Source organism: Nonomuraea sp. NPDC050383 (assembly GCF_044459125.1).
In the GTDB taxonomy this organism is placed as follows: domain Bacteria; phylum Actinomycetota; class Actinomycetes; order Streptosporangiales; family Streptosporangiaceae; genus Nonomuraea.
Map to the genome: position 1 here is coordinate 114,071 of NZ_JBITIP010000021.1, position 19,115 is coordinate 133,185.

The following is a 19,115-nucleotide window of genomic DNA, read 5'->3' on the forward strand; positions in this document are numbered from 1 at the left end:
AACACCTGTGAACAGCTCAGGACCGTCTGCCGCGGACCAGCGTGCCCGCGAGGGCCCTGGCGTCGTCGCGGTCCACCAGCGCCACCACGAGCCCGCCCGCGGCCAGCGCCGCGACCGCGGCCGCCGGCAGCGCGCCGATCTGTCCCCAGAAGCCCTGCGGATCGAGCGCCGCCACGACGCCGGCCCCCGCGAGGTAACCGGCCACGCCGCCCGCGACGGCGGCAAGCGCGGCACGTCCCAGGCCGGCCGCCGCTTCACGTCCCCGCGCGCGTACGACGGACACCATCAGCAGCGCTCCGCCCACGGTCATGCCCACGCTCATGCCGAGCGCCATCCCGGCGATCCGCCACCCTTCGGGGAAGGTGAGAGCGAACACCGCCTGCGCCACCATCGTCACGACCCATCCGGTCACCGTGCCGGTGGCGGCGGCCCTGCCGTGCCCCGCCGCGTACAGGACGCGGCTCAGGTGCGCGATGAGCCCGTAGCCGAGCAGGCCGGGCGCGAACAGCGCGATCGTCCGCGCCAGGTCGTCCGGCGGCACGTCGCTCTTGGTCCAGAGGAACACCGCCGCGCCCGGCTCCGAGGTGGCGGCGAGCACGCCGGCGGCCAGCCCGGACACGACCACGACCGCCCGGCTCGCCCCGGCCGCCAGGGCGGAGAACGCCGCCGTCTCCCCCGCCTCGGCCCGCGCCGACAGTCTGGGGAAGGCGCTGGTCGCGATGGGCACGGCCAGGACGGCGTACGGGACCAGGTAGATGGCCCAGGCGTAGTTGTAGACCGCGAGCGCCCCGCCGCCCACGGCCTTGTTGGACAGCAGCACGACCACGACCATGGCGGCCTGCTGGGCGAGGAGCGCGGCCACGCCGGCCATGGCCAGCCGCCGCACCTGGACGGCCACGCCGGGCGGGAAGCGGAGCGCGGGCCGCCATCGCAGCCCGAGCCCGGCGACGGGTCCCACCACGGTGAGGACGAGCGCGAGCACGCCGAGGCTGGTGCCCACGGACAGGGCCAGCTCGGCCGGGCGCGGCAGGACGGTCAGGCCGTCCCGGCTCGCCCAGTCGCCGCTGAGCGGGACGAACAGCAGGTAGCCGACGATGACCACGATGCTGGACACCAGCGGGGCGAGCGCGGGCCCGGCGAACCGCTTGTGCGCCTGCAGGACGCCGTAGAGGACGACCGCGACCCCGTACAGGGGGATCTGGGGGGCGAAGACGACGAGCATGCGCGTGGCGACGGCCTGGACGCCCGCGATGTCGGAGACGTCGCAGCCTTTCACCTCGCCGCCGAGGAACAGCCCGACGATCGGCCCGGCGAGCAGCGCGGTGAGCGCGCCGAGGGGGACGAGCACCACCAGCACCCAGCTCAGCAGGGCGGAGCTGATCGCCTCCACCCGCGCCCGCCCGGCGCCGCCGTCCTGGCCGGTGGCGGCCGCACCGGCGAGGACCGGGACGACCATCCCGGCCAGCGCCCCGCCCACCACGACCTCGAAGATGATGTTGGGGATCTGGTTGGCGGTGAAGTAGGCGGTGCTCAGGCAGTTGGTGCCGACGGTCCTGGCGAAGGCGTACTGCTTGGCGAAGCCGGCCACGCGGGCGAGAATCGTGATGGCGCCGATGAGCATGGCGCCCCCGGCGACGCCGCGCGCCAGCCGGGCCGTCACGACGTCCTCCCCGCGGCGGGCCGGCCGGCCGGCCGCCGGGCCGCGTGCGCCACCAATGCCCCGATCACGCTGACATCCTGGCAGGCGGCACCGACAGCCCCGTCACCTGGGACCCCGGCCGCCGTGAGCGCGTCGGTCACACCGGGTCGACGGGGCGGCGGCCCAGCATGTCGAGGCGGTTGAGCACCCGGTTGCCGGCGATCACCTTGGTGAAGCTGACCTTCTCCGAGGCGGCCGTCAGCGCCGCGACCGTGCCGAGCACCGCGAGCCTGCCAGGCCGTCCCAGCGTGGTGACCGCCGCCAGGCCGAGGAGCGCGCCCAGCGCGTTGGCGCCCGCGTCACCGAGCATGGCCCGCTCCCCCAGGTCGTCGGGCAGCAGCGCGGCGGCCGCGCCGAGGGGCACGGCGGCCAGCGCGGCGCTCACCGGCCGGTCGCGGAGCAGGGCGGCGGCCAGCAGCGGCCCGCCGGTGAGCAGGCCGACCTTGATGGCGCGGCCCGGCCGCAGGTCGAACAGGTTGGCGAGGTTGGCGGCGCCGGCGATGGCCGCGCCGTTGACCAGCGTGTCGGCGGGGCCGCCGGAGACGAGCGCGGCGGCGCCGAGCCCGGTCGCGCCGATGCCGAGGATCTTGACGGCTCCGCTGGTGACCTCTCCGCGCGTGAGCGCGCTCAGGTGACCCTTGAAACCCTTGGAGGAGGTGGTGCCGTACAGGTCGTCGTAGGCGCCGAGCGCCCCGCTGCCCCCGCCGGCGAGCAGCGCCGCGAGCCGTACGCGCGGCGGCAGACCCGGGACGAGCGCGGCGGCGGCTCCCGCGCCGGCGACGAACGCGGGGCCTTCCAGCAGGGTGATCGGCTCGCCGCGGTGGTTCTTACGGGTCCAGCGGTCATCCGGGTCCTGGGGCCTGGCCCGGGTCAGGAGGGTGTAGACGGCGCGGGCGGCGACGGCGCCCAGGGCGGCACCGGCCAGCGCGTGGAGCAGGCCACGGGCCATGTCAGCTCCCAGAGGGGGTCAGCCCCCGGAAGAGGGGGTCGCGGTCGGGGTGGCGTTGGGCACGGCGGGCATGGGCGCGGTCGCGTTGGCGCCGATGCCGTACTGGCCGGCCCGTCCGTCGAGTTGCTCCCGCAGAGCGTAGACGATCGCGGTGCGGCCCGCGGGCATGTCGACGTTGTCGACGGTGGAGACGCGCTTGATCAGGTCGCTGTCGTCGCGGGCGGCGGTGATGAGGCCGCCGGCCGAGGCGGCGGTGACGCTGCCGGCGATGACGGTGCCCTTGCCGGCGGCGTCGAGCCCGCGCGCAAGGGACAGCAGGGCGGCGGCCTGCGGCTCGGCCTTGTCCCCCTCGAAGGCCCGCTCCGGCGCGAACATGACGACCAGCGTGGACCGCTTGGCCGGCTCGTCGTCGATGCTCAGCAGGCCGCCCGCCTCGAACCCGCCGAGCACGGCCGCGGTGGCGGGGTTGGCGGTGCCTGCCTGGGCCTGGTCGGTGGTCACGAGCGTGGCCGCCAGCAGAGCCGCGGCCTTGTCGTAGGCGCCGGCGGACGGGGCCAGGGCCATGTCGCGCGGCTTGAGCTGGGTGACGAGCCCGTCGATCACGCCCTGGTTCTTGGCGTCGAGGAACTTGTCGGTCAGCGTGACGCGGCCGGTGATGGCGGCGCCCGCCTGGAGAAGCACCTGCTGCTGCGCCTCGCGGTAGGTGCTGCTGGCGCCGGGCGCCTCCACGAGCAGGACACGCTCGCCGTTCAGCGCGCCGGCGACGAGCCGCGGGGTGAACGCGGTGACGAAGGCGTCGTCGGCCGCCTCCCGGCCGCGCCGGACGTCGAGCTCGGACCTCAGGTCGTTGTTGGTCTTGGCCATCAGGTCGCTGGTTCTCTTGGCGGTCTCGATCGCGGGTGTCTGGAGCAGCGTGGTGCCCATGACGATGCCCACGGCCAGCGCAAGGAAGATCGCGACGATGGAGACGAGGTGGTAGCGAAAATCGATCACGAGAAAAGTCCGACCAGCCAGAAGATGAACGCGTTCCAGGCGTCTTGGAGACCGTTCAGCCAGGTCTGGCCGATCGGCGAGATGACGAGGGCGACCCCCATCGTGATCAGCGCGGTGATCACGAGCAGGAGCAGCTGCGGGGTGGAGATGCGGCTGCGGTAGAGCCTGCTCACGCCCTTGGCGTCGATGAGCTTGCTGCCGATGCGCAGGCGGGTGAGGAAGGTGCTGGCCATGCCGGAGCGCCCCTTGTCGAGGAACTCCTCCAGGGTGCCGTGGGTGCCGACGGCGACGATGAGCTCGGCGCCCTTGTCGTCGGCCAGCAGCATCGCGATGTCCTCGCTGGTGCCGGTGGCGGGGAAGATGACGGCCTCGCGGCCGAGCTGGTGGACGCGTTCGAGGCCGGGGGCCCGGCCGTCGCGGTAGGCGTGCACGACGAGCTCGGCGCCGCAGCTCAGCGCCTTGGTGGAGACCGAGTCGAAGTCGCCGACGATCACATCGGGCAGGTAGCCGGCCTCCAGCAGCGCGTCGGCCCCGCCGTCCACGCCGATGAGGATGGGGCGGTACTCGCGGATGTACGGGCGAAGGGTGGCGATGTCGTCCTTGTAGTGGTAGCCGCGGACCACGATGAGGACGTGCCGGCCCTCCATCGTGGTGCGGATCTCCGGCACCCCCACGCCGTCGATGAGCAGCTTGCCCTCGCCGCGGACGTACTCCATCGTGTTGACGGCGAACGCCTCGATCTGCACCGCGAGCCCGGCGCGGGCCTCGGCCATGGCGGCCTCGACGGCCTCGGCCGTCTGCTCGTCGCCCTTGCCGACCACCATGTCGTCGAGGTGGACGACGCCCTCGTGCAGTCGTACGACGTCGCCGTCCTTGACCCGCTCGAACAGCTCCGGGGTGGCGTTGTCGACGAAGGGCACTCCCGCTTCCAGCAAAATCTGGGGTCCCAGGTTCGGATAGCGGCCGCTGATACCGGCCGCGGTGTTCACCACGCCCGCCACACCGCATGCCACGAGCGCCTCCGCGCTGACCCGGTCGACGTCGACGTGATCGATGATCGCGATCTCACCGGGCTGGAGGCGCTTGGTGAGCCTCTTCGTCCGTCGATCGATTCTCGCCACTGCCGTGACACCGGGAAGGTCGTCGACCTTCCTGCCGCGGAGGCCCGGCATCCTGCTTCCCGGAACCTTCATCATGAACATCCTGCCAGAGCGAAACAGCTCAACGGCCCATCATCGCGGCGCGTGTCCAGTTTGTCACAGACAGTCATCGCTCCGCGGCGGCCAGTCCCAGCAGTTCCTCGGCGTGCGCCCGGCCCAGCTCGGAGTCCTCCAGCCCGGCCAGCATGCGCGAGAGCTCCCGCACCCGTCCCTCGTGGTCGAGCGTGACGACGCCGCTGCGCACGACCCTGCCGTCGCCGGACTTCTCGACCACCAGATGCTGGTCGGCGAAGGCCGCCACCTGCGGCAGGTGAGTGACGACTATCACCTGCGCGGTGCGCGCCAGCCTGGCCAGCCGCCGGCCGATCTCGACCGCGGCCTTGCCGCCCACGCCCGCGTCGACCTCGTCGAACACGAACGTCGGCACCGGGTCGGCGCCCGCGAACACCACCTCGATGGCCAGCATGACGCGACTCAGCTCACCGCCGGAGGCGCCCTTGGTCAGCGGCAGCGGCGGCGCGGCGGGATGGGCGGCCATGCGCAGCTCGACCTCGTCGACGCCCTCCGGCCCGAAATCGGCGGCCCGCGAGAGCTGGACCACCACCCGCGCGTGCGGCATCGCGAGCGCGGTCAGCTCCTCGGTGACGGCCTGGCCGAAGCGCTCGGCCGCCGCCTCCCGCACGCGCGTCAGCTCGGCGGCCAGCTCGGTCAGCCGGGCCGTGAGCTCCTCGTGCTCGCGCGCGAGCTCCTCGATGCGCTCGTCGTCGCCCTCCAGCTCCGTGAGCCGGGCGGCCGAGCTCCGCGCCCACTCCAGGACGCTCGCGACGTCCACGCCGTACTTGCGGATCAACCCCGACAGCAGCGACCTGCGCTCCTGTACGACGGCCAGCCGGCCGGGGTCGGCCTCGATCGACTCGGCGTAGGAGGCCAGGTCGGTGGCCACGTCGGAGACGAGGTAGCCCGCCTCGGCCAGCCGGTCGGCCATCCCGGCCAGCTCGGTGTCGAAGTCACGGACGGCCTCGATGGCCGCGCGCGCCTCGCCGAGCAGGGAGATCACGTCGTGCGCGCCGTCGACGGCCTCCATCGGGTCGCCGAGCAGCGCCGTGTGAGCGCTGGTGGCGGCGCCGCGCAGCGCGTCGGCGTGCGACAGCCGCTCCTCCTCGCCGCGCAGCTCCACGTCCTCACCGGGCTTCGGGTCGACCTTCTCGATCTCCTCCAGGCCGAACCTCAGCAGGTCGGCCTCCTGCGCCCGCTCGCGGGCGCGGGTGGTCAGCTCGTCGAGCAGCGCCGCGACCTGCTTGTGCCGTTTGTACGCCTGGGTGTAGGCCCGCAGCGGCTTGACCAGGTCATTTCCCGCATAGCGGTCGAGCGCGGCGCGCTGGCGGGCGGGCTGCAGGAGGCGCTGCTGGTCCATCTGGCCGTGCACGGCGACGAGGTCGTCGGCCAGGTACGTCAGGGTGCCGACGGGCACGCCGCGCCCGCCCAGCCAGGCACGCGAGCGGCCCTCGGCCGAGACGGTGCGGGAGATGATGAGCTCGCCGTCGTCGACGGTGCCGCCGATGTCCTCCACCTGCTGGCCGACCCGGCCGCCAGCCTCGATGACGAGCGTGCCCTCGACGCTGGCCCTGTCGGCGCCCGGCCGGATGCGCGACGGGTCGGCCCGGCCGCCGAACAGCAGGCCGAGCCCGGTGACGACCATCGTCTTGCCGGCCCCGGTCTCGCCGGTGACCACGTTGAACCCCGGCGAAAGCTCGAGCACGGCCTCATCGATGACGCCGAGTCCCTGGATGCGGACCTCCTCGACCCTAGGTCGCACTGCCCACTCCCGTCGCTCCTGACCCCGAACACCTGTGCGCATGTGATCCTACGCGCCTCACAGTCCATTCACTCAGGGACGCACCCTTCCGCGCCAGCCCTGGACGGGTAGTTCGAACTTGGCGACCAGCCTGTCGGTGAAGGGCGCGCCGCTGCTCTCGACGCCGTGCAGCCGCGCCAGGCGCACCGGCCGGGCGCCCCTGCGTACCTCCACGCGGGTCCCGGACGGCAGGTCGAACCGGCGCCGCCCGTCGCACCACAGCACGCCCCCCGGGGTGTCGGGCAGGGTCTCGACCGCGAGCGTGGAGCGGGGCGAGACCACGAGTGGCCGGGCGAACAGCGCGTGGGCGCTGATCGGCACCATGAGCAGGGCCTCCACCTCCGGCCACACCACGGGACCGCCCGCGGAGAAGGCGTAGGCGGTCGAGCCGGTCGGGGTGGCGCAGATGACGCCGTCGCAGCCCCAGCGCGACAGGGGGCGGCCGTCGATCTCGGCCACGACCTCCAGCATGCGGTCGCGCTTCTCGACCGACACCTCGTTCAGGGCCCACGTGTCGGCGATGGTCTGGCCGTTCTGGCGGGCGAGGACGTCGATCGTCATGCGCTCCTCGACGTCGTAGCGGCCCGCCACGACGCTGTCGACCGCCGCAGCGAGGTCGGCCACCTCCGCCTCCGCCAGGAACCCGACGTGGCCGAGGTTGACGCCCAGCAGCGGCGTGCCGGTGGGCCGGGCCAGCTCGGCCGAGCGCAGCAGCGAGCCGTCGCCGCCCAGCACGATCATGACCTCGGCGTCCTTGGCGGCACCCGGCTCGCCGGGCACCACCTCCGCCCCGGAGCAGCGGATCTCGTCGGCCTCCGTGTCGAGCACCCGGACCGTCAGCCCGGCGCCGACCAGGCGTTTGATGACGAGGCGTGCGGTGTCGACGGCGGCCTCCCGCCCCGTGTGCACGGTGACCAGCACGGTACGGTTCATCGCGGCCCTTCCTCGACGGCGCGCTCGATCGCGGCCTCCAGGTCCTCCACCGGAGGCTCGCCCTCCCCCTTGCCCATCCAGAGGAGGTACTCCACGTTGCCGGAGGGGCCCGGCAACGGACTGGCCGTCACCCCGCGTACCGACAGGCCGAGCTCCAGCGCGCGGCCCGCCACGTCGCGCACGGCGCGCGCCCGCAGCTCCGGGTCGCGCACCACGCCGCCCGCCCCGACGAGCTCCTTGCCCACCTCGAACTGCGGCTTGACCAGCATCACCAGGTCGGCCGCCGGGGCGGCCACGTCCGCCAGCGCCGGGAGCACCAGCCGCAGCGAGATGAACGACAGGTCGCCCACCACCAGCGTCGGCGGCTCGCCGACCATGTCAGGCGTGAGGTCGCGCACGTTGACGCGCTCCATCACCGTGACCCGCTCGTCGGTGCGCAGCGACCAGGCGAGCTGGCCGTAGCCGACGTCGACGGCGAGCACGCGCGCGGCGCCGTGGCGCAGCAGCACGTCGGTGAAGCCGCCGGTGGACGCGCCGGCGTCGAGGCAGCGCCGCCCCTCGACGGTCAGGGCGCCGAACGCCTTCAGCGCGCCGAGCAGCTTGTGCGCGCCGCGCGAGACGTAGTCGGGCCCGTCGGCCGACTCGGCGACGACGATCGGCGAGGCGGTGTCGACCTGCGTGGCCGGCTTGCCCGCCCGCTGCCCGGAGACCGTGACGCGGCCCGCCTCGATGAGCTGGACGGCCTGCTCCCGCGACCTGGCCAGGCCGCGGCGCACCATCTCGCTGTCCAGGCGTATCCTGCGGCTCACTGGTCGTCCACGGCCGCGAGCGTGGCCTCCAGCCCGGCGAACGCCTCGTCGAACACCGCCACGTGCTCGCTCACCGGCAGGCCGGCCAGGCGGCCGAGCCCCGTGACGACCGCGTCGACCCGTTCGTCTCCGGTCTCCTCCGGCAGCGCACTCATGACACGAAGGTAACGCCTCTCGCGAGCGCGCAGGCACCTTGGCGGGTGTGTCACACGTTGACGGGGCATACGCCACCCCAGCGATGTGGAACGCTACGTCGGTGAAGGTCAGGCGTCCGTAAAGATGAGCGAAAGGGTGGACACCATGGCAAGCGTCGAGGAGTGCCGGGCGGCACTGGCCAAGCTCGTCGCGCAGTTCGACGAGATCGACGCGGAGGACCGCGCGCGGCACGTGGTGGAACGCACGGTGAGCTGCCGCGTCTCCGATCTCGGTCTGATGTTCTACGGCCGTCTGCACCACGACGGGCTCGACCCCTTCGCGGAGGAGCCGCCGGCGGACGGCAGACCGGCGGACGTGCGGCTGACGATCGGCAGCGACGACCTGGTGGCGCTGGTGGACGGGGAGCTGGACATGGCGCGGGCGCTGCTGGGCGGGCGGGTGAAGGTCGACGCCAGCTTCGGCGACCTGCTGCGCCTGCGCCGCCTGCTCTGACTCCTGCCGCTTCCTGAGCGGCTTCACGAGGTCTCAGCCCACGCGGTCCAGCGCCTGCTTGACCGCGTCCTCCTCGGCACGTCCCTCTCCCACGGCCGCCCAGACGGCGTCGCAGGCGGCCCGCAGGCCGTCGATCCGGCTGCCGTCGCCCTCCAGCCACAGCGCGCCGTCCTCCCAGCGGGCCCGCCAGCCTCCGCAGGCGCCCTCCCGGACCTCCGGATACGGCTGCGACAGCGCGCCCAGCCCCTCGGCGACGTACGTCGGCCGGTGCGCCGGTCCGGCCGTGAGCAGGTCCAGCGGGGTCGCCACGCCGGTCAGCACGAGCAGGCTGTCCACCCCGGCGTTGGTGGCGCCCTCGATGTCGGTGTCGAGCCGGTCGCCCACGACCAGGGGCCGCCGGGCCCCGGTGCGGATCATCGACTCGCGGTGCAGCGGCGGGTCCGGCTTGCCCGCGTACACGGGCTCCACTCCGGTGGCGGCGGCGATCACCCGCACCATCGCCCCGTTGCCGGGCAACTCCCCCCGGCCGGTCGGCATGGTGCTGTCGCCGTTGGAGGCCACGAACAGCGCGCCATGCCGCACGGCCAGCGCCCCCTCGGACAGCAGCCCGTACGACAGGCCGGGCGCGATGCCCTGCACCACCGCGACGGGCGCGTCCATCGCGGTGGTCACCGGCCTGAGCCCCCGGTCCCGTACGGCCAGCCGAAGCCCGGAACCGCCGACGACCAGCACGTTCGAGCCCGCCGGCACCCGCTCGGAGACCAGCCGGGCGGCGGCCTGCGCCGAGGTCACCACGTCGCCGGCGACGGCGGACACGCCCAGCTCGCGCAGGTGCGCGGCGATGGCGGCGGGGGTGCGGGAGGCGTTGTTGGTCACGTACGCCAGCCGCACGCCCAGTCCCCGCGCCTCCTCCAGCGCCTCGGGGGCGCCGGGGACGGCGTGGCTGCCCAGGTAGACCACACCGTCGAGGTCGAGCAGCAGGGTGTCGTAACCGTCGATCAGCACGGGTCGCCTTTCGCTTCTCTGGTCCTTGATCCGCTCCCCGCCACGGTCCGGGGCCGCGACGGAAAGTGCGCCACGTGACGCTCTGCTTCAGAGGCGGGCGCGTCGCCTCGGGTCATGTGCCGATCCCGTCACGACGCGACGTGTACGCGGCACGCCACGAACCGCACGGCCCTTTCCGTGGTCCCATGCGCTCGACACACATCGAGGCACGTGCCATCGCCTCGCCACATCGGACACACCTCGCCACGTCCGGCCCGCCCCACCTCGCCACGTCCGGCCGGGCGCCACCTCACACTGCGGCACCACCACGGAGACTCTAACGCCGCCCGTCCGCACGCTTCTGGCCACCCACCCGGTCCGGAGAGCTTGCCCGGGCCGCCTGTCACATCTCCCGCCGTGCGCGCAACGTCGCCCGCACGCTCTTCAACGCCGACACATAGTGCCGCTCGTCAGGACGCATCGCCACCGCGATGGCCAGCGGCTCCTGAGCGCCCTCCACGTCCCCGGTGCGCCACAGCGACAATCCGAGACCGAAATGGGCGTAATCCTCAGCCGGGTTGGCGTCAACGATCTGCCGGAAGCTCTCCGCCGCCTCCGCGTACTGCCGCGAATTGAACTGCGCCCGCGCCAGTGCCTCCAGAATGCTGCGCGAATCGGGCTCGGCGAGCGCCGCCCGCTCCAGCAGCGCGGCCGCAGCGGCCGGACTACCCTCCTTGAGAAGCTTCACCCCACGCTGGTACCAGTCGTAAACGTCACCTTCGGGGGTGCCGGGGGAATCATCGTGGACGTTTCTACCTTGGACCATGCGTGAGGCCTCCTTCATCGGCAGACGACGGCTCCGCTCGGCTCGCCACGGAGTCGGGCGCGACGGGGTGCTGGGGCGGCTTCTGGAAGATTCGGACCTTTAAGGGAGCATGCCCGATATGGGGAGTCCTGAACTGCCGGTGCCCGACGGCCTGGTGCTGCGCCCCTTCCGCGGTGTCCGTTTCGCCGTGGACGACCCCGCCAAGGTCACCTCCCCGCCCTATGACCTGATCGCGGACGACGACGTCCGGGCGTTGCTGGACTCCCATCCCAACAACGTGGTCCGCCTCATCCTTCCCCGCCCCACCACGCCGGCCGAGCCGACGAACGCCAGGCGGAACGCCGACGCCGTACCTGTGGCTGGCGGGGGCGGCCTGGGCAGCCCAGAGAGCACTGAAGTCGGGGCCCCCACCGACCTGAACGACGCCGGTGACGGCCAGCCCGCGACGGCGTCCGACATTGACGAGACCCGCTACGCGGAGGCCCGTGACACCCTGCGCGCGTGGCTGGAGGCGGGCATCCTCACGACGGACGCCCTCCCGGCCCTGTACGTGTACGAGCAGCGCGGCCCCGGGATCCTGCAGCGCGGCCTCATCGGCGACGTGGGCATCGCCGACCCGACACAGGGCATCATCCTCCCCCACGAGCACGTCTTCCCCGGCCCGGTGGCGGACCGGCTCGCGCTCATGAGCACCACCCAGGCCAACCTGGAGCCCATCTTCCTCTTGTACGACGGCGGCGACGGCCAGGCGACGCGGCTCGTGGACGAGGTGGCCACCACGCGAGAGCCCTTGGTCGCGGCCCACACCGAGGACGGCCTCACGCACCGCCTGTGGGCGATCACCGACGCGACCGAGATCGCCGCCGTCAACGCCGACCTCCGCCCCCGCCAAGCCCTCATCGCGGACGGCCACCACAGGTACGCCACGTACCGGGTCCTCCAGCGCCAGGAACACACGGCCCGCACCCAGACCCCGCCCGCCCACCCCGCCAACCTCACGGCAACCGACACCAGCGCCTCCCCCTTGAACGACGCGATCGCCTCCTCACTCCAGGCGGACACGACCTCCTCCGCCGACCAAGCCGATATGACATCCCCCCGGACCGACTCGACGTCCTCTCCCCGAACCGACACGACTACCTTCGGCCGAACCGACCCGGCTTCCTTCGGCCGAAGCGACACGACTTCCTTCAGCCGAACCGACCCGGCTTCCTTCGGCCGCGGAACCGGCACGAGCAGCGTGACCGCGGATGCCCCTCAGGCACGTGAGACGTCGACGGCCAGGCCGGAGTCGGGCCCATGGGACTTCGGCTTGGCGCTGCTGGTCGACGTCTCCGCCTATCCGCCCGACCTCAAGGCCATCCATCGAGTCATCCCTGCCCTGCCCCTCGCAGAGGCGGCGGCCAGGGCGAAGGGCGCATGGCGAGTCCACGACTACCCCAGCCTCACCGAAGGGCTGGCGGCACTCGACGCGACCTCGGGGCCGGCCTTTCTGCTCGCCGGCGAAGGGGGCACCCACCTGCTGACCGACCCCGACCCCATGCAACTGGCCCATGCCATGCCCGCCGATCGCTCGGACCGCTGGAACGCCCTGAACACCTCCATCCTCACGGAGTTCCTGATGCCCAAGGTCTGGGACATGCAGGACGACGAGCAGACCGTACGGATCGTCCACCACGACGCGCGCTCCGCGGCGGAGCAGGCCGCCCGCGCGGGAGGAACGGCGGTGATCCTCAAGCCACTCGCGGTCGCCGACGTCCTGGCGGTCGCCGCGGCCGGCGAACGTGTACCCCGCAAATCCACCTCCTTCGGCCCCAAGCCCCGAACCGGCCTGATCCTCCGCACCTTCGCCACCGACTGAGGCCAAGGACGTACGTGGCCCGCCCGCCTTCGCACCGGCCGGGATCTACAAAGGCCTGGTCCCGGCACCATCCTCACAGGAGTGAGGCCAACCCGGCGCTGGAGAGCGGCCGCACCTCCCGGACCCGGGTGCTGGACGTCATCCGCTTGAGCCCGAAGACGACGCCCATGCCCGCTGGCGGCCTGCCGCCGGTGCTTTTCAGCGGTGAGTTCGCGAAAGCACACCTCTGCCGGCGGATCTGCACGTGTCGATCATGGTTTGCAGGCGGCTTGGCGTAGAAGGAGCGCCTGGCGGGTCATGGTCCTCCGGCGTCGTGGTCTCCATGGGGCACGGCGTCACCGTCTCCACTGGACGTGGCGACGCTGTCTCCCCCGGACGTGGAAGTGTCGTCTCCTCCGGACGTGGAAGTGTCGGACGCGATGGGGGCGGTGCGTGCATGCGAGGCTTCGCCACCATGGGTGTTTCCGCGGATCCGCGCACAGCGCGGCCGGAAGTTTCGCCGACCCTAGGCGCTTCTCTTGCCCCAGGAGTTTCACCGGCCGGGGGTGGCCCTCCGGTCGGGGATGAGCTTACGGTCAGCGGAGGCCGTGCCACCGCTGGGTGCTGTGTGGCGGCGGGACGCCGTATGGCCACGGTTGATTTGGCCACGGTGCGACTCTCGCTGGGCGAGGATCGCTCGCTGACCGCGGAAGGATCCGTGGCGACGGGCGGCTTTGCGACCAGGGTAGGCGAGGTGGCCGCCGCACGGTCTGGCGTTGCGGGGCTTCTTTCGGTGGTTCGGGGTCCTGCCGCGGGCCGGGGTGGCCCGGCGGCCGGGTCGTGCGCGGGTGCGACGGCCGTCGGCCTGGCGGAGTTGCTCGCGCTGGGCAGTGCGTTCGCGGTCGGTGGAGACGGTGGACGCGCGGGCGAGCCCATGCCTTGTGGGGCGTGCATGCCTTCTGCGGCGAGACTGTCATTGGACCCTGGGGCGCTGGCGGCCCTCGCCGGAGCGGTGACCGGGGCCGTGATCTGGTTTTTCAGCGCACCGGAACCGATTGCGGCGGGTGAAGGCACGGATGCGCGCGGTCGCCTGGACGGGCGGCGGCTCTCACCGTCCAGAGACAGATCCAGGACCGACGTGACCGGCTCCGCGGTGACCGACGCGGTGATGGCCGGCTCCGCGGCGAAGACCTCCACCTCGTAGCGCCAGATCTTGCCGGACGACGGACCGAAGATGCGGCAGCGGAACGCGCCCCGCACCTCCAGCGGATCGTCCGGTTTCAGCTCACGCACCACGGCTGCGGTCGCGGCGTCGAAGGTGACGCACGGGATGCTGTCCGTCATCACGCCCCCTTTCGGGTGCGGGCGGTCCCTGCGTACGGCCACGCGCCACCTGGTCAAGGTGTCACCACTAGGCAGCCTCTTGACCTCGGCTGCCGCGGACAGCCTCCCTACCAGCACGACCTCGTTGCGGTCCATTGCCGTCCTCCCATCCGATGCTCCGGTGGGGATCACTCTCTACGATGTGGGCAAGGCCGGAGCGGCTCGAACGTCGTTCTGGGGATAGCGGACCGCTGGCTCGGGAGCTCCTGTGGACAACATCACCGCCCTCGGCGGCGACGTCTATGAGATCGACACGAAAATGGCTGGATACTCGGGCATAACCGCCGGGTACCTGATCCTGTCTGACCGGCCCTGCCTGGTCGAGACCGGGACGTCGACTTCCGCACCGGTGGTGCGCGACGCCATGGCCTCGCTGGGAGTGGGTCCCGACGACCTGTCGACCGTGGTCGTCACCCACATCCATCTGGACCACGCCGGAGGGGTCGGCGACATCGCGAAGTTCTTCCCCTCCGCGCAGATCGTCGTACACGAGAAGGGTGCCCGGCATCTGGCCGACCCGTCACGGCTGATGGCCAGCGCCCGGATGGTCTGGGGCGACCAGCTCGACACACTGTTCGGCGAGCTCACACCGACCGAGGCCGAACGCATCGTCGCCCTCGGCGACACCGGCGCCATCGACCTCGGCAACGGACGCACGCTCAGCAGCCACTACTCGCCCGGCCACGCCAAGCACCACATCGGCCTCGTCGACTCGGGCACCGGCGACCTCTACGTCGGCGACGCGGCCGGCGTCTACCTCCCCGAGACCGGCGACCTGCGTCCCGCCACGCCGCCGCCGGACTTCGACCTGGACACGGCGCTCGACTCGATCGCCCTGTTCAGAGCGCTCGGCCCGCAACGGCTGCTGTTCAGCCATTACGGGCCGGTGGACGCTGTTCAGGAGACTCTCGAGCGTTCCGCGGAAGAACTGCGCGTCTGGGTGGATCTGACCCGCCAGGCCCACGCGGAAGGCATGGACCTCGACCACGCCGTCGCCATGGTGTGGGACCAGACCAAGGAGCGCTACGCGGCGGTGGACCTGGAGAACGAGGCGGCCGAGCAGTTGGAGCTGCTGAGCGGGGCGCCCTCCAACGTCGCGGGCATCCTCCACTGGCTCAACCGGGTCTCCCCGAGACAATCGCAGTCCTGAAACGCACGAACGGTACGGCCGGCACACCGTGGGGTGTGCCGGCCGTACCGTCTGCTTGTCCTCGCGGTACGTCTCACAGACCTTCAGTGAGCGATCACGACGGCGTCAGCTGTCGCGCTTGGGCCTGTCCTCGGATGGCTCGTCGGGCTGGTCCAGGATGTCGCCGAAGTTCGGCTCGATGAACGCCAAGTTGATGTCCGGGGCGGAGTCGGCCCCGGGCTTCGCCTTGGCCGACCGCTTCGAGCCGGCAGCCTCGCCGGGGTCCGACTTGACGTCCTCGGCGGCAGCCGGGCTGTCCCCTGCCTGCTGAACGTCCTCCGCTACCGGGTCGGCCGCCGGGCTGTCGCTCGGCTCGCCCGCCGTGGAGGCGGCGGTCCCGGTCTCGGGCTCGGTGACCGCAGCAGCGGAAGCGCCCTTGGCGGGAGCGTCCTTGGTGGGAGCGTCGTGTGTGGCATCGCCACCTGACACGTCCTCCTCGGCGCCCTCATCGTCGGCGACGTCGTGCTTGGACACGTCCTCGGCGGACACGTCCTGGGCATCGGCGGTCACCGCGGACTCGCTGGACGCCTGCTGCCCGACGGACCCACCGTCCTCGACACGAACATCTTCGCCGAGGTCGTCCCCGTCGGAGGCCTCCCCATCGGCGTCTTCCTCGTCGGAGCCCTCTTCATCGGAGTCTTCCTCGGAGTCTTCCTCGTCCGAGTCCTCCTCGCCGAGGTCGTTCTCAGCGTCCGCTTCCGAGTGCCCGGACTGGTCCGAGTGCTGAGGCTGCTCGGATTGCTCGGCGTCCTGAGAAGACGTGGCGCCGAAGGCGGCGTCATCGTCCAGGGGTACGTCGAGGTCGTCGTCGTCCTCGTAGTCCTCTTCGAGGTCGTCGATGACGGCACCGGTCAGCGTGGCGTAACGCTCGGCGGCGTCGGTCTCCCCTTCGCCGTCGAAGGCCATCGCCCTGGCGAACCAGTCGATCGCCGCGTCCTGGTGGCCGGCGTCGAGCAGCGCGTCGGCGTACGCGAACGCGAGCCGCGCCGACCACGGCTTCGGCTCCGGGTCGCGCAGCTCCGGCAGCCGCTGGAGCGTGATGACCGCGGCGTCGTTCTGACCGAGGTCACGGCGGGCGCCGGATTCGACCATGGCCAGCTCGATACGCTCGGGCCGGTCGAGGCGCTCGGCCTCCGGAGAGCGGACGAGGTCCAGGGCACGCTCGGGACGACCGAGACCACGCTCGCAGTCGGCCATCACCGGCAGGTACGCGTCGGACCCCGTCATCCTCCTGGCCGCGCGCAGGTCGCTCAGCGCCTCGGAGTAGTGCCCCGCGTGGTAAGCGACGATGCCCGCCGCCTCCCGGACGACGCCGATACGGGCAGCGAACCGGCGAGCCACCTTGGTGTGCTCGTGCGCCCGGTCGGGATCGTCCTCCTCCAAGGCCCGCTCGGCGGCGACGAGGTGCCGGCCCACGAGCTCGGCGAGGTCGCCTGGGAGGGAACGCAGCTCCTCGCGCACCTCCTTGTCGAGCTCCTCGGCGGTGATGTCAGGGGCGACCTCGGGGAGCCGCTCGCGCGGCGGAGCGTCGTCCCGGTCCGCCCTGCCGTACCTGGCGCGGGTGCCACTTGACTCGCGGTCGTCGCGGTCACGGGAGAAGGGACGCGAGCCACCGTCACGGGAGCCACCGTCGCGGTAGCCGCCTTCACGGCGCGGACCACGGTCGCCGTAGCCGCCCTCGCGGCGCGGGCCGCGATCGTCGCGGAAGCCACCCTCACGGCGGGGACCGCGGTCATCGCGGTCGCGGAACGGGGGACGACTGTCGCCCTGCCCACCCTCACGACGCGGACCCCGATCACCGAAACCGCCCTCACGGCGCGGACCACGGTCACCGTAGCCGCCCTCACGACGCGGACCGCGATCGTCACGGTCGCGGAACGGGGGACGACTGTCGCCCTGCCCACCCTCACGACGCGGACCCCGATCACCGAAACCGCCCTCACGACGGGGACCGCGGTCACCGTAGCCGCCCTCACGACGCGGGCCGCGGTCACCGTAGCCGCCCTCACGACGGGGACCCCGATCGTCACGGTCGCGGAACGGGGGGCGACTGTCGCCCTGCCCACCCTCACGACGCGGACCCCGATCGTCACGGTCGCGGAACGGGGGACGACCGTCGCCCTGCCCACCCTCACGACGCGGACCCCGATCACCGAAGCCACCCTCACGACGCGGACCCCGATCATCGCGGTCGCGGAACGGGCGACGCTCATCGTCACGACGCGGACCACGGTCACCGTAGCCCCCCTCGCGGCGCGGCCCACTGTCGCTGCGGAAACCACCCTCGCGGCGGGGACCCCGGTCGAAGCCACCTTCACGGCGGGGGCCGCGGTCGTCGCGGAAGCCACCCTCACGGCGCGGGCCGCGATCGTCGCTGCCGGAACGGTCGGGGCGGTCAGAACGGTCGGGGCGGTCGTCCCGGCCGCGGTATCCGGGCCGATCGCCGGAGCCGCGGTCCTGCGAGGAACGGCGGTCGTCGCCCTCGCGGCGCGGCCCCCGGTCGTCGCGGCCGCCGGAGCGCTGGTCAGAACGGAACGGGCGGTCGCCCCGCGACGCCCCCTGGTCACTGCCTCGGGAGCCGTACCCGCCGTCTCTGTTCCCGTACGTACGCCTCTCCCCGTGTTCGCCGCCCTCGCGCTGTCCGCCGTCGGGTCCGTTGTCTCTGTTCACTTCTGGTCCATTTCGTTGGCTCACTCAGCGGACCCGCATCGCATATGACGGCCGCCGTGGCTCGCCGCCGCCCGTCCTCGGGCCTTACGCGACGAAGGCCACCCGTGGGGGTGGCCCGCTCCTTCCAGACTAGCAAGCCTCCGAACGTCCACGTGACTCGCCGACGAGCCAATTCGGTCGCTCCCTTTGCCGTTTTCAGGAAGACTGCCAGCCATGTCTCTTCGCTTCCATGAGATCGCCGAGTCGCGTCACCGCATCCTTAATCCCCTCAGCCACGACAAGCTCAATCTGCTCGGCGAGATATGCCACATACGGCCCGGCGCCCGGCAACTGGATCTCGCCTGCGGGAAGGGCGAGATGCTCAGCCGCTGGGCGTCCCGCTACGGGTTGCAGGGCGTGGGGGTGGATCTCAGCTCGACGTTCCTGGACGCGGCCAAGAAGCGCGCCACGGACCTCGGGGTCTCCGACCAGGTGAGCTTCGTCGAAGCCGACGCGCGGACGTACGAGACGGAGGCGGACTCGTACGACATCGTGTCCTGCATCGGCGCGACGTGGATAGGCGGCGGGCTGACGGGAACCTTGGACCTGATGCGGCGGCCGCTCCGCCGGGACGGGATCGCGCTGGTCGGCGAGTGCTTCTGGCAGTCTCCGCCGCCCGCAGAGGTGTACGAGACCATGGAGATCCCCGAAGGGACGTTCACCTCGCTGGCCGGTACGGCGGAACAACTGGAGAGCGCCGGCTTCGAGCTGGTGGAGATGGTGCTGGCCGACCCGGACAGCTGGGATCGGTACGTGGCGAGCCAGTGGTGGACGCTGAGCGACTGGCTACGCGCCAACTCCGACGACTCCGACGCGCCGGCGATCCGCGACTTCCTGGACAAGTCTCGCCGTGCGCACCTGCAGTACGGCCGGCAGTACCTGGGCTGGGGTGTGTTCGTGGCACGACAGTGATGTCCGGTGTGTTCCGGTGACTCTGCGCGCCAGGAGCATGTCTGCGTCGTGGTCCGACCGGGGCCCGTGTGTCTGCCGGTGTACGTCCGGCCGGCCCATCGGGCCCGATGGTTGCCCGGCGTGGACGCCTCCGGGCATGCGAAAGGGGCCCACACAGGCCCGGCACGAATGCCAGACCCGCATGGACCCCCATCAAAAGATTGTCCGGCGGTGACCTACTCTCCCA

The 19,115-nt window shown here is 72.2% G+C and carries 16 protein-coding genes; 4 read left to right on the plus strand and 12 right to left on the minus strand.

Annotated features, from left to right (window positions below):
- Nucleotides 1-16 precede the first annotated feature (16 nt).
- From murJ to ACIBG4_RS36130, 8 genes are all read right to left on the minus strand, one after another.
- The gene (gene murJ, locus ACIBG4_RS36095; protein WP_397206249.1) at nucleotides 17-1,660 is read right to left on the minus strand and encodes a murein biosynthesis integral membrane protein MurJ; all 1,644 of its coding nucleotides are present in this window, start codon (nucleotides 1,658-1,660) and stop codon (nucleotides 17-19) included.
- Nucleotides 1,661-1,796: 136 nt separating this feature from the next.
- Nucleotides 1,797-2,648 (minus strand): hypothetical protein, encoded by an 852-nt coding sequence (locus ACIBG4_RS36100; RefSeq protein WP_397206251.1) that lies wholly within the window; start codon nucleotides 2,646-2,648, stop codon nucleotides 1,797-1,799.
- 18 nt (nucleotides 2,649-2,666) lie between these two features.
- Nucleotides 2,667-3,641, minus strand: a complete 975-nt coding sequence (locus ACIBG4_RS36105; protein WP_397206253.1) for a copper transporter — start codon at nucleotides 3,639-3,641, stop codon at nucleotides 2,667-2,669.
- A complete protein-coding gene (steA, locus tag ACIBG4_RS36110) occupies nucleotides 3,638-4,834 on the minus strand; it encodes a putative cytokinetic ring protein SteA (protein WP_310709214.1) in 1,197 nt (398 codons plus the stop codon). Before steA ends, ACIBG4_RS36105 begins: the two co-directional genes overlap by 4 nt.
- Nucleotides 4,835-4,907: 73 nt before the next feature.
- Nucleotides 4,908-6,659, minus strand: coding sequence for a DNA repair protein RecN (gene recN / locus ACIBG4_RS36115; RefSeq protein WP_397206255.1), 1,752 nt, complete (start codon nucleotides 6,657-6,659; stop codon nucleotides 4,908-4,910).
- Nucleotides 6,660-6,689: 30 nt separating this feature from the next.
- On the minus strand, nucleotides 6,690-7,589 hold the full coding sequence (locus ACIBG4_RS36120; RefSeq protein ID WP_397206257.1) for an NAD kinase: 900 nt from the start codon (nucleotides 7,587-7,589) through the stop codon (nucleotides 6,690-6,692).
- Complete coding sequence (locus tag ACIBG4_RS36125) at nucleotides 7,586-8,398, minus strand: TlyA family RNA methyltransferase (protein WP_397206259.1); 813 nt, start codon at nucleotides 8,396-8,398, stop codon at nucleotides 7,586-7,588. The genes ACIBG4_RS36120 and ACIBG4_RS36125 overlap by 4 nt, the downstream gene beginning before the upstream one ends.
- Nucleotides 8,395-8,553 (minus strand): hypothetical protein, encoded by a 159-nt coding sequence (locus ACIBG4_RS36130; protein ID WP_310708894.1) that lies wholly within the window; start codon nucleotides 8,551-8,553, stop codon nucleotides 8,395-8,397. Before ACIBG4_RS36130 ends, ACIBG4_RS36125 begins: the two co-directional genes overlap by 4 nt.
- Nucleotides 8,554-8,698: 145 nt before the next feature.
- Here ACIBG4_RS36130 and ACIBG4_RS36135 point away from each other — a divergent pair, with 145 nt between their 5' ends.
- Nucleotides 8,699-9,046, plus strand: a complete 348-nt coding sequence (locus tag ACIBG4_RS36135; RefSeq protein WP_355446149.1) for an SCP2 sterol-binding domain-containing protein — start codon at nucleotides 8,699-8,701, stop codon at nucleotides 9,044-9,046.
- 33 nt (nucleotides 9,047-9,079) lie between these two features.
- Here ACIBG4_RS36135 and ACIBG4_RS36140 read toward each other — a convergent pair whose 3' ends face one another.
- Both ACIBG4_RS36140 and ACIBG4_RS36145 read right to left on the minus strand, forming a co-directional pair.
- A complete protein-coding gene (locus ACIBG4_RS36140; RefSeq protein WP_397206262.1) occupies nucleotides 9,080-10,051 on the minus strand; it encodes an HAD-IIA family hydrolase in 972 nt (323 codons plus the stop codon).
- 382 nt (nucleotides 10,052-10,433) lie between these two features.
- Complete coding sequence (locus ACIBG4_RS36145) at nucleotides 10,434-10,778, minus strand: tetratricopeptide repeat protein (protein WP_355446154.1); 345 nt, start codon at nucleotides 10,776-10,778, stop codon at nucleotides 10,434-10,436.
- 196 nt (nucleotides 10,779-10,974) lie between these two features.
- Here ACIBG4_RS36145 and ACIBG4_RS36150 point away from each other — a divergent pair, with 196 nt between their 5' ends.
- Nucleotides 10,975-12,717 carry a DUF1015 family protein gene (locus ACIBG4_RS36150; RefSeq protein ID WP_397206264.1) on the plus strand — a complete coding sequence of 581 codons (1,743 nt, stop codon included), beginning with the start codon at nucleotides 10,975-10,977 and terminating at the stop codon, nucleotides 12,715-12,717.
- A 198-nt stretch (nucleotides 12,718-12,915) separates the two neighbouring features.
- Here ACIBG4_RS36150 and ACIBG4_RS36155 read toward each other — a convergent pair whose 3' ends face one another.
- A complete protein-coding gene (locus ACIBG4_RS36155; RefSeq protein ID WP_397206266.1) occupies nucleotides 12,916-14,175 on the minus strand; it encodes a single-stranded DNA-binding protein in 1,260 nt (419 codons plus the stop codon).
- Nucleotides 14,176-14,287: 112 nt separating this feature from the next.
- Here ACIBG4_RS36155 and ACIBG4_RS36160 point away from each other — a divergent pair, with 112 nt between their 5' ends.
- The gene (locus ACIBG4_RS36160) at nucleotides 14,288-15,229 is read left to right on the plus strand and encodes an MBL fold metallo-hydrolase (protein WP_397206268.1); all 942 of its coding nucleotides are present in this window, start codon (nucleotides 14,288-14,290) and stop codon (nucleotides 15,227-15,229) included.
- A 105-nt stretch (nucleotides 15,230-15,334) separates the two neighbouring features.
- Here the strand turns inward: ACIBG4_RS36160 and ACIBG4_RS36165 are convergent, their stop codons facing one another.
- Nucleotides 15,335-16,729 carry a hypothetical protein gene (locus tag ACIBG4_RS36165; RefSeq protein WP_397206270.1) on the minus strand — a complete coding sequence of 465 codons (1,395 nt, stop codon included), beginning with the start codon at nucleotides 16,727-16,729 and terminating at the stop codon, nucleotides 15,335-15,337.
- Nucleotides 16,730-18,151: 1,422 nt separating this feature from the next.
- On the opposite strand from ACIBG4_RS36165, the gene ACIBG4_RS36170 reads away from it, so the two are divergent.
- Entirely contained in the window at nucleotides 18,152-18,889 is a 738-nt protein-coding gene (locus ACIBG4_RS36170; RefSeq protein ID WP_397206272.1) for an SAM-dependent methyltransferase, read from the plus strand.
- The last annotated feature ends 226 nt before the right edge of the window (nucleotides 18,890-19,115 follow it).